At 31.2% G+C, this 14,811-nt stretch carries 9 protein-coding genes; 6 read left to right on the forward strand and 3 right to left on the reverse strand.

Translation table 11 applies throughout. From position 1 onward, the window contains the following. Nucleotides 1-81 precede the first annotated feature (81 nt). The gene (locus LG649_RS11170) at nucleotides 82-1,308 is read left to right on the forward strand and encodes a glycosyltransferase (protein WP_226543896.1); all 1,227 of its coding nucleotides are present in this window, start codon (nucleotides 82-84) and stop codon (nucleotides 1,306-1,308) included. Here the strand turns inward: LG649_RS11170 and LG649_RS11175 are convergent. The 3 genes from LG649_RS11175 to LG649_RS11185 are packed head-to-tail and all read right to left on the reverse strand — an operon-like array spanning nucleotide 1,298 to nucleotide 7,109. Further along, entirely contained in the window at nucleotides 1,298-2,818 is a 1,521-nt protein-coding gene (locus LG649_RS11175; RefSeq protein ID WP_226543897.1) for a cellulase family glycosylhydrolase, read from the reverse strand. The genes LG649_RS11170 and LG649_RS11175 overlap by 11 nt on opposite strands. Beyond that, entirely contained in the window at nucleotides 2,812-4,017 is a 1,206-nt protein-coding gene (locus tag LG649_RS11180) for a hypothetical protein (protein ID WP_226543898.1), read from the reverse strand. Before LG649_RS11180 ends, LG649_RS11175 begins: the two co-directional genes overlap by 7 nt. After that, nucleotides 4,017-7,109 carry a hypothetical protein gene (locus LG649_RS11185; RefSeq protein ID WP_226543899.1) on the reverse strand — a complete coding sequence of 1,031 codons (3,093 nt, stop codon included), beginning with the start codon at nucleotides 7,107-7,109 and terminating at the stop codon, nucleotides 4,017-4,019. Before LG649_RS11185 ends, LG649_RS11180 begins: the two co-directional genes overlap by 1 nt. A gap of 177 nt (nucleotides 7,110-7,286) precedes the next feature. Between LG649_RS11185 and LG649_RS11190 the strand changes: the two genes are divergently transcribed. The 5 genes from LG649_RS11190 to LG649_RS11210 all read left to right on the forward strand — a co-directional run bounded on the left by LG649_RS11190 (nucleotide 7,287) and on the right by LG649_RS11210 (nucleotide 14,809). After that, nucleotides 7,287-8,477: a response regulator gene (locus LG649_RS11190; protein ID WP_226543900.1), complete on the forward strand. Its 1,191-nt coding sequence runs from the start codon at nucleotides 7,287-7,289 to the stop codon at nucleotides 8,475-8,477. A 182-nt stretch (nucleotides 8,478-8,659) separates the two neighbouring features. After that, nucleotides 8,660-9,355 carry an FKBP-type peptidyl-prolyl cis-trans isomerase gene (locus LG649_RS11195; protein ID WP_226543901.1) on the forward strand — a complete coding sequence of 232 codons (696 nt, stop codon included), beginning with the start codon at nucleotides 8,660-8,662 and terminating at the stop codon, nucleotides 9,353-9,355. A 106-nt stretch (nucleotides 9,356-9,461) separates the two neighbouring features. Continuing rightward, entirely contained in the window at nucleotides 9,462-10,343 is an 882-nt protein-coding gene (gene era / locus LG649_RS11200) for a GTPase Era (RefSeq protein ID WP_226543902.1), read from the forward strand. Between the two features lie 289 nt (nucleotides 10,344-10,632). Further along, nucleotides 10,633-11,940, forward strand: coding sequence for a ribosome biogenesis GTPase Der (gene der / locus LG649_RS11205; RefSeq protein ID WP_226543903.1), 1,308 nt, complete (start codon nucleotides 10,633-10,635; stop codon nucleotides 11,938-11,940). Nucleotides 11,941-12,028: 88 nt separating this feature from the next. Further along, nucleotides 12,029-14,809 (forward strand): outer membrane beta-barrel protein, encoded by a 2,781-nt coding sequence (locus LG649_RS11210; protein ID WP_226543904.1) that lies wholly within the window; start codon nucleotides 12,029-12,031, stop codon nucleotides 14,807-14,809. Nucleotides 14,810-14,811 lie beyond the last annotated feature (2 nt).

The following is a 14,811-nucleotide window of genomic DNA, read 5'->3' on the forward strand; positions in this document are numbered from 1 at the left end:
TTCTAACTAAAATCAACAAAAAGAACAAGACGTTTTTGTGTTATTTGTATTACAATTAATCAGACTTAATAAATATCTATTATGAAATTAGCTATAGTAACAGCATATCCACCAAGTAAGGTAACATTAAATGAGTATGCATACCATTTAGTTAAACAGTTTAGAAAAAAAGAAGATGTTACAGAACTTATTTTACTAACCGATAAAACTAAAGATAAAAAAGATATTACGTTTACCGAATTAGGCTGCGATATTACAATTAAAGAATGCTGGAGCTTTAATAGTTACAAAAATATTTTAAGTGTAAATAAAGCTATAAACCAAACAAAGCCAGATGCTGTGTTATTTAATTTACAGTTTATGAAGTTTGGAGATAAAAAAGTAGCTGCAGCTTTAGGTTTAATGTTACCATTAGTTTGTAAGTTAAAAGGTATACCAAATATTGTTTTGTTACACAATATTTTAGAAGAAGTAGATTTAGGGAGTGCTGGTTTTACCAACAGTAAACTAATGCAAAAAATATATGGTTTTATAGGGACATCTTTAACCAAATTAATTTTGCAAGCCGATACTGTAGCCGTTACCATGCAAAAATATGTAGATATTTTGCAAGAAAAATATAAAGCTCAAAACATAACACTTATACCGCATGGTACTTTTGAAATAGCCGAAGAACCTAACTACAAAATACCAACTAACCCAATGCAAATAATGACTTTTGGAAAGTTTGGTACTTATAAAAAAGTTGAAGGGATGATTGAAGCTGTAGAAAAAGTAAGAGCCAAAACAGGTTTGGATTTAGAAGTGGTTATAGCAGGAACTGATAACCCAAATGTGCCAGGATATTTAGCGCAAGTAAAAGAAGCTTACAAGCATGTGTCTCAAGTGGTTTTTACAGGCTATGTTGAAGAACATGAGGTGCCTATGTTGTTTAATGAAAGTGCAGTGGTAGTTTTTCCTTATACATCCACAACAGGTAGTTCCGGAGTTTTACACCAAGCAGGAAGTTATGGTAAAGCAGTAGTTATGCCAGATTTAGGGGATTTAGCTTTGCTTGTACAAGATGAAGGTTATAGAGGCGAATTTTTCGAACCTAATTCTGTTGAAAGTTTAGCCAATGCTATTGAAAATATTGTTACAAATGACGCCTATAGAATTGAGTTAGGTAAAGCAAATTATAAAGCAGCCACAGCTTATCCTATGGATGTTATAGCTGATATGTATTTAAACAGATTTAAAAAAAATATAGAAACAAAACGCGGTGCAAAAACTCCTAAGGTTAATAGCACAAATGAGATTATTCTATAGTATTTATATATTTAAACGCTGGTTTAGTCTCTCCTTTTTGGTTTATAAAACCAAAATTACCTTGAACCCGTTTTTTCCAAGGAAGTCTTCCAACGACTTCCTTTGGTATTTCTACAAAGTCGTATAATGTCCAAGACATAAATTGTAAGTTATTTTTAGCAATTATTTCTTGGATTTTTTTATGATAGTTGGCTTGATCTTCTTCTGTACTTCCAAAGGGCTTCCATAAGCCTCTGTAACTCGATAGCCCAAACTCTTGCATTACAAGCGGTTTGTTAGGTAAAAGTTTTTTTAAATGTTTTACTTCATCGTTTAATACTTCTAAATCTTCATAATAGTGAAAGGATATAAAATCTACTTTGTCCTTTAAAATAGTGGCACTTTCTGTGTTAGACCATCCTATAGTTATCGGGTGCTTTTCATCTATAGATTTAACTAAAACAATCATGTTTTCAAGCCAAGCTATAACATTATCTTTTCCTCTAGATTCAAAATCTAGATTGGGTTCGTTTTTAATATCATAGGCCAATAGTGCTTTATGGTTTTTAACGGCTAATACTATTTTTTCTGCGTGGCGTTGGTTTAAAGTCCAATCCATTATGGAGTAATTACCATAAAAATCGAATAAGGTTAAAATTACTTTTAGGTTGTTAGCTTCAGCAATATCTAGTGTTTTAAGTAGTTTACTTACCTTATTATAATCTATAGTTGCTTTTCCAAAATCTTCATATTGTATAAAAATTCGTATTGAATTTAAACCTGCATTTTTAATTATTTTAAAATCTTTATTAATAGTGTCTGCAGAGAAATCATCGCCAAACATTTTCCAAGGAGTTGCTTGTGGGTAGTAATTAATTCCTTTAATTTTAAAATTGTTAAGAGGGCTTGTTTGGGGTATATCGGTATTATCTTTTTCATTTTCTTTTACCATATGCCTAATGCGCCAAAAACCATCTTCTAATAAAAAAACTACTTTGTATGTAGAGATTTCAGTGGTTTCGTAAACTAAACTATCATTTTTAAAAACACGTTTGTATTCTTTTACGTCCTTATCTGTTAAAACAGCTAATTGACCGTCTTCGCTAAAGAACTCAAGTTTAGGGTTGTGTTTTAAAGTGGTTGCTTCAATAGTTATGTTTTGTTTTTTATTTAGTTCTATATACTCAAATAGATTTTCTCTAGCATGTTCAGTATAATAATCTTTAATGCCAGCTGTTTTGTTGGTTTTGTAAGCAATTTGTTTAACGTACCAAGCATCTAAATAATCGTTTTGTAAGGCGTTTAAGTTTTCTTTATCCATTGGGCGACCTTCATTGTTTAAGGTTTCCCACGTCATTTTAGGTAAATATTGTTCAACTTTTGCAATTTCTGTGTGCAGCATTTTACTACGATCGGCACCGGTGTTTAAATAACTAAAAATACCGCTAAGTGCAGATACTATTAGGGCAATAAGCAAAATGTAAGATGCTAATAAAACCGTACGCATTATATTTTTATTAATACTTACCATAGCTTTTTATTAAATTGTTTGGTTATTCCTGCTGTTTCAATTTTAAAATTGTAGTTGTTATTTTTATATATGGCAGGCTTTAAGTTAAAATATACGTAACCATTAAACGTAGTTTTGGTTAGTATTTTAACCAACTGGTTGTTAGAATAAATGTGAAGTTTTACGTGTAAACCATCGGGAATCATTTGGTTCATAAAACTTTGTATAGGACCAACAGAAATGATTCGGTTTTTATTTGTAAATGCAACATTAAAATCTTTAACTACTTGTTTGTAGTTTAAAGTTATGGTGTTACTTTCTGCCATACCATTAATGTAAGCTTTTACAGACCAATTATCGGCGTGGTCTGGATGTATAATTTTAGAATTAGCAACTCCATTTAGTGTTAAGCCAGATGTTTTTAAAACGTTTCCTTCTGCATTTTTTATAAAAAAATCAACATAAGTACCGTCGCTAACTACATTATTAAATCTGTCTTTTATAACAGAAGTTGTAAAGTTGGTAATTTGATTTCCATCGGCATAATTATGAGGACTTGAATACGAAATTTTAAAACGAGTTGGAACTGCAGGCATAGCATTAATTGTAAATTCTTTTGAATTCGTGCCTAAAGCTTCAGAAGACACCAAAATACGACCATCTTGTTTTTTTGAGTATATGTTTTTAAAAGCAATTAGATTTTTAGTGAAAATGTTATCAACTTCTTCTGAATTTAAAAACTGATTTTTAACTTTTACAGGCGTATTTGTAGGTACAGGGTTATCTAAAGAATCGGTAGGAATTACAACAAGCATACTATAATCTGTTCCTCCAGCTTCAATACTAGGAGGACCAATATAGGTTTCCATTGTGGCAACTTCAGCTTTGGGTTTTATGTATAGTTTACCTGAAGTTGGATAATTTTTGTCTAAAATTTTCCAATTTATCACACCTATTTTTTTTGCTATATTTTCAGGTAAAGTATATTCTAAATTTAAATTGTTTATGGTGCCTGTTACCAAAGTAGTGCCGTAACTGTTTGAGCAGTAAAGTAAAGGTGTGTTATTATTTGCGTTTTTAAACTTTAAAACAATGTGGCTGCCTACGGTAAACTCTGTTTTAGTTGTTAAAAGTTTAACTGAAGTGTTTTTCTGAGCAAAAACCAAAGGCGAAGCTAGCCAAATACTTAAAAGTAATATGTAAATGGATTTAAAATTCATTAAAAAGGGCTGCCAATGTAAGTGTTAATTTCAATTTTAATATAGCTAAAATCTGGATGATTTATAGGTTGTAATTCGTTATTTATATGGTTTGTAATTCTGTTTGGAATAATTTTATTTGAAATATCGCTGTTGGGTAAACCGTTAACAAAAATGTTTTCCATGCTGGTATTTATAATTTTTACGGCACCAGGTTCTAAAATTTGATATTCAAAATTTTGTTTACGTTCTTGTCTTACGCCTTCTTTAACAAAAAAATGATCAACCCAAACCATGTTTTTATTATCATCGTAATAAGAAATTAAAAGCTGAGGTATTGTTATTTCTTGAATACCACTATTAAATAAGTTTCCAAAAATATAGTTTTCAGTAATATTAACATCACTTAAAACGACACCTTTATATAAATCTGAACCAGCAACATTTCCAGCAGCTTGCAGGTTAAATTTTGTGGGTTGTTCTTCAAATTCAACTGGAGTAAATTCGTCTGGATTAAAAGTATCTGGAATAGAATCTTGGGTTTTGGACCACGCTATGCCTTCAAAATTAATTCTAAAGCAGCTTGATTCTTTTGGCATTAATTTATGTTTAATATGATATTTTGCATTGTACGTTGCTAATTGTTTGTTATCGTTGTTATAGAGGGTGCCTTTTAAAATAACATCGGCAGGAACATTATCTATATTTTGTACTTCTCCAATAATGGCATAACTACCATTGTATTTTACTAATTTGGCCGAAATAACTTCTAAAACGGGTTGCTTTAAAATATCTTCATGATGGGTTTGTTCTGTAGTAATTCGGCGTCTACCTTGGTTGTAATATTTTGTAACATTGTCTGAGTATAGTTGGTCTGGCGGTAAATCATTGTTTAAATCATCGGGTTGTAAATACCATTTTCCTTTAATTTTTGATAAGGATTTATAATCTATCTTCTCAATTTTTTCTAGTGGCGTAATCCATTGGGTAGTTACTTTAGCCGAAACAGTACTGTCGTTATGTTTTGTTATTTCAGATTCTATAGCATCCATTTTGGCGTAGCTACTTAAAAGTCCATCTGTTACCGATATTTCTAACATATACTGTGCTATAGGTAAATTACTTGCAGGATTTATTAAACTATGAGCTTTTTCAAATTCTTTAAAATCTAAGGCATCGTAATATGCTATTATAGCATTTTCAGGACTTCGTTGCGAGTCATTTTTTATATAAAAAAGGTATATGCCATAAAATATAATAATGGTTAATATTAAAGACCAAACATGTGTTATTCTTATTACATTTCTATTAAATTTATTGTATTGTACAGGGAATTTTAAGAATTCTGGAATGGGCTTAAATCGAGTTTTTAACATAATAACCCATAACATTTGTATGTTTAGAATAAAAGCTACTATTACTGTTAAAAAAGGCATGATGCCCCAGTGTATTTTTAACCACTTAGCTACATCTTCTTTAGGCAATATTTCTGATACAGGAGGGATGTTTAAACGTTCCCATACCATAATGCCGTTTTCTAGTTGTCTTAAGCGTTGCCAACCGCAGAAATATAAAATAGGATCGTAAAATTTATCGTTTGAAAAAATGTATTTTAAATTATATTTTTCTGGAGTAGTTAAAAATTGTTGTAAAGAGCCAATACCGGCTACACCTTTAAATTTTGAGTTTTCTAGGCGCTCTATAGGTCGCGTTGTTAATTCAGGTAATCTTCTTGCAGAGTGGTAATTACCGTCTACAGTCATGGCGTTAGTTTGCGCACTTAACCAAGCCATTTGGTCGCCAAAGCCAAGAGTTAAAAATCGCCATTTATCATGATCATCTTGATTTAAAAAATTCACAATAGGAAGCATTTTTATTTTTTGAGGTTGTGATGGCCTAAAATAATTTAAACTCATAGTGAAAATTACCATAAATACGAACAAACCTGCTAGAATACCTCCAATTATTCTGTGATAAACACCTCCAAATTTTTTCTGAATAGCATCTTTCATATCTCCTTCTACAAAACGATAGGCAAACTCACCCATCATAGGAATAGAAAGTATAGAAGCCCAAAGTGTAAAACGGTCTAATGTTAAAATATTAAAAGCAGTTTCGCCTAACATTTTTAAAGGAACGGGTGTTGTACCTCCGGTTCCTAAAATGGTACATATAGTAACCGATAAACCAAAAAACAAATAGCGTTTACTGTAATATCGGTAAAAAATATACGGTAATAAAACAAGTAATATTCCCCAAGGAATTAAAAAGAAAACGAGACCAGATGAGGTGATTTCTAAAAAATTATCGCGCGACCCATGCGGAATAGGAACCTGTGTAATAGGGTTGGCTTTAGAATTTAACCAATAAGGAAAAATACAACCAACAATAAGCACCAAAGACAACATGCCAAAAACAACAATGCGTTTAAATAATTTAAAAAAACTATTTAAAAACACTTTAAAAGTAACGGCTTTCATGGTGCCTACTTGCTCTTTAGATACATCCATTAAAACCATTCCTATTAAGGGGAAAATAAAGAATACCATTCCAAAAATAGGCGTAACATGGTGCGAGGTTACAGTAACCGATATTAAAGATAAACAAGTAGCTAAATACCACTTTTTGCCGGTTTTAAGCCATAAATAAATTTCTGGTAAGGCGTGCATTAAAACCGAAACACCAACAATACTTGGTAGTTGCCCAAAAATATGCAGCGTTTCAACAAAAGATGACGAAAACACAGCCAACACACACGCATAACCAGCAACAGTTTTATTAGCCGTCATCATTAAAGAAAATCGGTAGGTTCCTGTAATAAATAAGGTTATTGCAATTAATGCCACGGTAAACATACCAAACTTAACGCCTCCTATATAAGAAAGCACGCCTATAGATTGATGTACTAATGGCGGATAACTCTGTACTGTAAAACCTGTATACCATTCGTAATTCCAAGGTTCAAACCAACTATTAGCATAATGGTCTGCAAAAAATAAATGAATTAAAGCATCATAAGTAGTTTCTAGGGTAAAAAAAATAGAACTACCATGGAATGCTAAACCTAGTAAAAGTGCAGCAATTAAAAATTTATTTGATTTTTCGGGCTTCAAGATATTTATTTAAAGAAGTGTAAATATATAAAATACATTAACTAAAGTTTTTTTAATCGTCTACACTAAATAGCGTTTCATCTACACTTCATATTTCATTTAACTAAAATATGGATTTTCGTACAATAACTGTAATATTTTTGAAGCGTAATAACCCCAACCAAATCAATCCAGTTTATGAAAATTTTAGCAATAGATGATCAGCAGCTAGTTTTATTGCCTTTACAAAAAAGGCTTGAAGAACTAGGGTACGATGTTGTTATAGAAACTAATGCCAAAAGTGCTCTTGAAATTTTTAAAGGCTTAAGACCCGACTTAGTTATTGTAGATATTAATATGCCTGAGATATCAGGTTTAGAGGTTGTTGAATTTATTAGAAATTCAGCAAAACCTAAAACACCAATAATGGTGCTTTCTGGTAACACTCAAGATGATGTAATTACCAAAGGTTTCGATCTGGGAATAGACGATTACATGAAAAAGCCTTTAAGTTTAAACGAAGTTTGCGCACGTGTAAAACGTTTAATAGGTGCACCAGAAATAGAAAAATCTGCAATAGAAAGTAATGTAATGATACAGCAGCGCTGTGTAGGGGTAGTAATTCCATGTTACAATGAAGAAGAACGTTTGTTAAGCGACGAGTTTTTAAGCTACATAGATAAATACTCTGGGTACCATTTATGTTTTGTAAACGATGGCAGTAAGGATAAAACTTTAGAAGTTTTAAAGAAATTACAAAAAGGACGAGAAGATTTTATTTCGGTTTATGATTGTGAAAAAAATGGTGGAAAAGCCGAGGCTGTAAGATTAGGTATGTTGTATATGGCTAAAAAAGTTGATTTAGATTTTATAGGCTTCCTTGATGCCGATTTATCTACAGATTTAGCAGATTTTGATGATTTAGTAAAAACAATAGAAACGTCAGATTTTAAAATTGTTAGCGGTTCAAGAATATCCAGAATGGGAGCTGATATAACAAAAGAATCTGCAAGAAAAATTATTAGTTTAACCATAAACTATATAATTAGAAAAATATTAAAAATGGATTTTAAAGACACCCAATGTGGGGCTAAAATTTTTAGAAAAGATGTTATTAAAATTGCATTTAACGACAAGTTTGTAACCCAATGGATTTTTGATGTTGAAATATTTAAACGCATAAGTCAACATTTCGGACTCAAAAAAGCAAAATCCCTGTTATGTGAACAGCCATTAAAACGATGGATTCATGCAGATGGCTCTAAGCTATCAATGAAAGATTCCTTTAAAATTATATTTCAATTAGGGCAAATAGCTTGGGTGTATAGAAAAAATAAAAATATTAAAGTAATAGGCGTGAATGATGTTTTAATGAATGAAAGCCTATAAGTTGATTGATTGTTTGGAAAAAGAGATGCGTAAAGCATCTCTTTTTATTTATATTCAAATCAAACCTAAACGTTTGTTAAGAAATATTTAACACATCTAGTTGTAATCATAAAAATATATTCTTCACACTTGATTATAATTTTGTTACTTTTGGGCAAACAATAAATAAATAAACACAAATAATGAGATTTTTAAGTTTAGCTTTAATAGCGGTATTACTTGTTTCTTGTAACAAACAAGGCGTTACAAATAAACCTTTACAAACAGAAATAGATTCTGTTAGTTATGCCATAGGTATGGATGTAGCAAAAAATGTAAAAACAAGTTTTGACGAGTTCGATAACGATTTGTTTATACAAGGTTTTATGAATGTTACAGACTCTGTAGATATGCAAATTGATGCAGAAAAGGCACAACAAATAATTAGAGCGTTTTTTCAGAAAAAACAAAAAGAAGAATTAGCTAAAAAACAAGAAAAAGCTAAAGCAAATAAAGAAGAAGGCGAAAAGTTTTTAGCCGAAAACAAGGATAAAGATGGTGTTGTAACTACAGAAAGCGGTTTACAATATATTGTTTTAAAAGAAGGAACAGGGGCAATACCAACAACTACAGACAGAGTTAAAGTACATTATCATGGTACATTACTTGACGGAACAGTGTTTGATAGTTCTGTTGATAGAGGAACTCCAGCCGAATTTGGCGTAACACAAGTAATTAAAGGATGGACAGAAGGTTTACAGTTAATGAAAGAAGGTGCTAAATATAAATTTTTTATACCAAGTAATTTAGCATATGGCTCTAACCCAAGACCAGGAGGAAAAATAGAAGCAAATTCAACATTAATTTTCGATGTAGAATTACTAGAAATATTAAAATGATAAAAGTTTATCTTTTTTAAAAGGTGCTAATTCAATTAGCGCCTTTTTTTATGGAATAAATTAAAATACCAAATTGTACCTTTGCAATAAATTAAAATAGTAGTAAATGAAACATAAAGCTGGTTTTGTAAATATTATAGGTAACCCAAATGTGGGTAAATCTACTTTAATGAATGCTTTTATAGGTGAAAAGCTATCCATAATAACCTCTAAAGCACAAACCACCCGTCATCGCATTTTAGGTATTGTAAATGGCGACGATTTTCAAGTGGTTTTAAGTGATACACCAGGAATAATTAAACCAGCATACGAGCTTCAAGAATCTATGATGGGGTTTGTAAAATCGGCGTTTGAAGATGCAGATGTACTTATTTACATGGTAGAAATAGGCGAAAAAGATTTGAAAGACGAAGCGTTTTTTAATAAAATCACAAACTCTAAAATTCCAGTTTTATTATTACTCAATAAAATAGATACATCAAATCAAGAACAGCTAGAAGAGCAAGTTCAAATTTGGTCAGAAAAAGTGCCAAATGCAGAAATTTTTCCAGTATCGGCACTTGAAGGCTTTAATGTAAAAGAGGTTTTTAATAGAATTATAGAATTAATTCCAGATTCGCCACCGTTTTACCCAAAAGATCAGCTAACTGATAAACCAGAGCGCTTTTTTATTAACGAAACCATTCGCGAAAAAATTCTAATACATTACAAAAAAGAAATTCCGTACGCCGTTGAGGTAGATACAGAAGAATTTTTCGAAGAAGAAAATATTATACGCGTTCGTTCGGTTATTATGGTTGAGCGTGAAACACAAAAAGGTATAATAATTGGCCATAAAGGAAGTGCTTTAAAGCGAGTTGGTGTAGAAGCAAGAAAAGATTTAGAGCAATTTTTTGGAAAACAAATTCACCTAGAATTGTACGTTAAGGTAAATAAAAATTGGCGTAGTAATCAAAATCAATTAAAACGCTTTGGATACAATAATTAAATAATAGTAAGTTTTTGTTGCCATAACAATTAGTTAATATAATAATTCAATATTTGCGCTGTCAAAATAAATATATTTGACACGTTTTGAGTTAGTTAGTTTTTAAAAAAGCTTTAATTGATGTTTCTTCACTTTTCAATTAGGGCTTTTTTTTATTTTATAAAACAAACTTTTTTTTCATAAATAAATAAAAACCACGTTGCCTAATTAAGTTTTCCTATTTTTGCAAAATATTTCAGGAAAAGAAATGTATCTTAATCAGTATTAAGCTGTTTTATACAACAAAGTTATGAGTAATATAGTAGCCATAGTAGGAAGACCAAATGTAGGTAAATCAACGTTTTTTAACCGTTTAATACAACGTAGAGAAGCCATTGTGGATGCAGTTAGTGGTGTAACTAGAGATAGGCACTATGGTAAAAGTGATTGGAATGGTAAAGAATTCTCGTTAATTGATACTGGCGGTTATGTAGTTGGTAGCGACGATATTTTTGAAGCCGAAATAGATAAACAAGTTGAGTTAGCTATTGATGAGGCAGATGCCATAATTTTTATGGTTGATGTTGAAACAGGTGTAACAGGCATGGATGAAGATGTGGCAAACTTACTACGTAAAGTAAAAAAGCCCGTATTTTTAGTCGTAAATAAAGTTGATAACGGTAAGCGTGCAGAAGATGCTGTAGAATTTTATTCATTAGGGTTAGGCGATTATTATACCATTGCTAGTATAAATGGAAGTGGAACAGGCGATTTATTAGATGCTTTAGTTGAAGCGTTACCTGAAAAAGAAGATGAAGTTATTGAAAATGAACTGCCACGTTTTGCTGTGGTTGGTCGCCCAAATGCTGGGAAATCATCATTTATAAACGCTTTAATTGGTGAAGATCGATATATCGTTACAGATATTGCTGGCACTACAAGAGACTCGATTGATACTAAATACAACCGTTTCGGGTTCGAGTTTAATTTAGTGGATACAGCCGGAATACGTCGTAAATCTAAGGTTAAAGAAGATTTAGAATTTTACTCGGTAATGCGAAGTGTTCGTGCTATAGAACATGCCGATGTGTGTTTGGTAGTTCTCGATGCCAACAGAGGTTTCGATGGGCAAGTGCAAAACATTTTTTGGTTAGCCGAACGTAACCGAAAAGGTATTGTTATTCTGGTTAATAAATGGGATTTAGTAGAAAAAGATCATAAATCGGTAAAAGATTACGAAAAAGCCATTCGTAAGCAAATAGAGCCGTTTACCGATGTGCCAATTATTTTCATATCGGCACTTACTAAACAACGTATTTTTAAAGCGATAGAAACGGCTGTTGAGGTTTATAAAAACCGTAGTAAAAAAATAAAAACTAGTAAGCTAAACGAAATTTTATTGCCAATTATAGAGCATTATCCGCCACCAGCTTACAAAGGTAAATTTGTAAAAATTAAATATATTATGCAATTGCCAACACCACAACCGCAATTCGCATTTTTCTGTAATTTACCACAATATGTAAAAGATCCTTACAGACGATTTTTAGAGAATAAACTACGCGAACACTTCGATTTTAATGGCGTGCCAATTTCTGTTTATATGCGTAAAAAGTAATTTTCTTACTTTTTAACATTTTGCCAACATTTTAGATTGCTTGCTTTGAGTATCTTACAACTCTAAATCAATCAATCAAAAAATTTCTATGCATAAACGTTTTGTTCTTGTAGCAACCTTTTTGTGTTGCTTGTGCACTTTTAGTCAATCAAATCAATTTAAAATATCAGGTAAAATAATTTCAGATGATGATAAAATGCCTCTGGAAGCAGCCACTGTTTTTCTTCAAACAATTAAAGATAGTAGTTTAGTTACCTATACTATTACCGATAAAAATGGCGATTTTTATTTGGAAGATCGTGTTTACAATAAATCTTTAAACCTATTAGTGTCTTACGTAGGCTATCAAACATTACGGAGAGAAATTCAATTAAATAAATCAGAAATAAACTTAGGAGAAATTAATCTTAAAATTAGTTCTGCGCTCGATGAGGTTGTTATAAAAGCATCAGCTCCTGTAACCATAAAAAAAGACACATTAGAGTTTAATGTAAGTTCTTTTAAAACAAAAAAAGATGCCACTGTTGAAGATTTGCTTAAAGAATTACCAGGGGTTGAAGTAGGCGATGATGGAAAAATAAAAGTAAACGGTAAAGAAGTAAATCAAATTTTGGTAAACGGAAAGCCTTTTTTTGGTAACGATCCATCAATAACAACTAAAAATTTAACTAAAGAAATTATAGAAAAAATTCAGGTTGTAGATACAAAAACAAAAAGTGAAGCTTTTACAGGAGAAGAAGGAGATTCCGAGAATAAAACCATTAATTTAACCATAAAAGAAGAAAACAATAAAGGTGTTTTTGGTCGAGTTTCAGCTGGTGTAGGAACAGATAAGCGTTACGAGTTTGCAGGCATGTTTAACCATTTTGATAACGACCAGCGATTAAGTGTTTTGGTTGGTGGTAATAATATAAACTCTCCTGGATTTAGTTTTGGCGAAATTGAAAAAATGTTTGGTGGTGGCAATTCGTGGTTTAATAGTAACGGAAGTTTTAGTATTAATGGCAGGCAATTTGGCGGAGGAGAAGGTATTACAACATCTAAAATAGGAGGTGCAAATTATGCCGATTCGTTTGGAGATAAAACCGAGTTTTCTTCCGATTATTTTTACTCTGGAAGTAGTTCAGAGAACGATAAACTATCAGAGCGAGAAGTTATTTTATCCGATTCTAGGTACTACGTTAATTCAACATCAAGTTCTTTAAACGAAACCGATAGTCATACATTTAATTCTGATTTAGAAATTAAAATTGATAGTACACTTTTAATTAATATAAAACCATCATTTTCATTTACTAAAACCATAACAGAATATACAAGTAATGATGAAACTTTAGATGAAGAATTTAATTTAACAAATCAGTCAGATGTAAAATCTTTTGTAGAAAATCGTTTAAGTAATTTTTCTAATGCTTTAAGTATTACCAAAAAATTTGGTAGTAAAGGCGCATTTTTACGCTTCAATATTAATAATAAAATATCTAAAACCGAAGGGGACGACTTTATTAATTCGCTATCCGAAGTGTTTGGTAGCGACCCCGAAGCTATAGATAGAAATCAGTTAGCAAATAATAGCAACCAGAGTAACGATTTTACTAGTAAAGTACGTTACAGGTGGCCTATAATAGCCAAAAAGTTATTTGTAAATTTTGATTACGAATACCAACATAATAAAGATGAAAACGTAAAAAGTACTTTCGATTTTGATGATGTTACAAACGATTTTACAAGTTTTAACGAAGATCAAAGTACAGATTTTAATTATACCGATATTAAAAGTGCTCCAGGAACCGAAATAAGTTATAGAGATAAAAAATTGTCAACAAGTTTAGGGGTAAATTATGTTTTTAGAACCTTGAAAAATTTTGATGGTTTACGGCCAGAATATAATATAGAGCGTGATTTTGAAGCTGCCGAATTAAACACTAGGTTAAATTATAAATTCAGTAAAAAAGCGTCTATTTACGCTAGTTACCGTTTAGCAAATAGGCCACCAGAAATACGTTATTTACAAGCTTTTGAAGATGTGTCTAACCCTTTAAATACTATTGTAGGAAACCCTAATTTAAAGCCTACAAACGAAAATAGATTTTACTTTAATTTTAACTCATATAATTGGCAAGAGCGCTCTGGGTTTTATATGTATTTAAGTGCAGAGTCGTTTAATAATGCCGTAGTATCTAAATCTACAATAGATGCAGAAACACTAACCCGAACTACAACCTACGAAAATGTAAATGGGAATAAAAGTGGTTATTTTGGTTTCGAGTACAGTAAAAATGTAAAGTTAGATTCTCTAAATTCCATCCGATTTAAAATAGGAACATGGGCTAATTTAAGAAAAAACATTAATTTTAATAACGACGTAAAATATGCGAGTAACAGTTTTACGTTTACACCAAATATTGGCTTTGATTATGTTTTGAAGGGTATTTTTGAGTTTAAACCTAGATATAATATTGGTTTTACCAATACAAAATACGATATAGACGATTTTGATGATGTAAAATTTGCATCACATAATTTAATGTTAAGAACAGGTTTTTTTCTTCCAAAAGGATTGGAGTGGCGTAACGAGGTTACATATACATACAACCCTAATGTGTCTGACGATTTTCAAAAAAGTGCTTGGTTTTTTAATTCTACCGTGAGTTATTCTGTATTAAAAGATAAAGGTTTAGTAAGCTTAAAGGTTTACGATTTACTTAATCAGAATACTAATGCTATACGAACTGCAACACAAGATTATATTGAAGATGCTCAAAGTACGGTATTGCGGCGATATTTTATGCTAAGTTTTAGTTGGAAATTTAATAGTCTTGGCTCAAAAGGAGAAACCGGTGGTAATGGTATGTATATTATAGATTAAGT

It is taken from the genome of Neotamlana laminarinivorans, assembly GCF_020523925.1.
GTDB lineage: Bacteria > Bacteroidota > Bacteroidia > Flavobacteriales > Flavobacteriaceae > Neotamlana > Neotamlana laminarinivorans.

What these genes read in the sequence shown, in the direction of transcription:
- LG649_RS11170 (WP_226543896.1), top strand. Translation starts at nt 82, where the DNA reads ATGAAATTAGCTATAGTAACAGCATATCCACCAAGTAAGGTAACATTA.
- LG649_RS11175 (WP_226543897.1), bottom strand. Translation starts at nt 2,818, where the DNA reads ATGGTAAGTATTAATAAAAATATAATGCGTACGGTTTTATTAGCATCT.
- LG649_RS11180 (WP_226543898.1), bottom strand. Translation starts at nt 4,017, where the DNA reads ATGAATTTTAAATCCATTTACATATTACTTTTAAGTATTTGGCTAGCT.
- LG649_RS11190 (WP_226543900.1), top strand. Translation starts at nt 7,287, where the DNA reads ATGAAAATTTTAGCAATAGATGATCAGCAGCTAGTTTTATTGCCTTTA.
- LG649_RS11195 (WP_226543901.1), top strand. Translation starts at nt 8,660, where the DNA reads ATGAGATTTTTAAGTTTAGCTTTAATAGCGGTATTACTTGTTTCTTGT.
- era (WP_226543902.1), top strand. Translation starts at nt 9,462, where the DNA reads ATGAAACATAAAGCTGGTTTTGTAAATATTATAGGTAACCCAAATGTG.
- der (WP_226543903.1), top strand. Translation starts at nt 10,633, where the DNA reads ATGAGTAATATAGTAGCCATAGTAGGAAGACCAAATGTAGGTAAATCA.
- LG649_RS11210 (WP_226543904.1), top strand. Translation starts at nt 12,029, where the DNA reads ATGCATAAACGTTTTGTTCTTGTAGCAACCTTTTTGTGTTGCTTGTGC.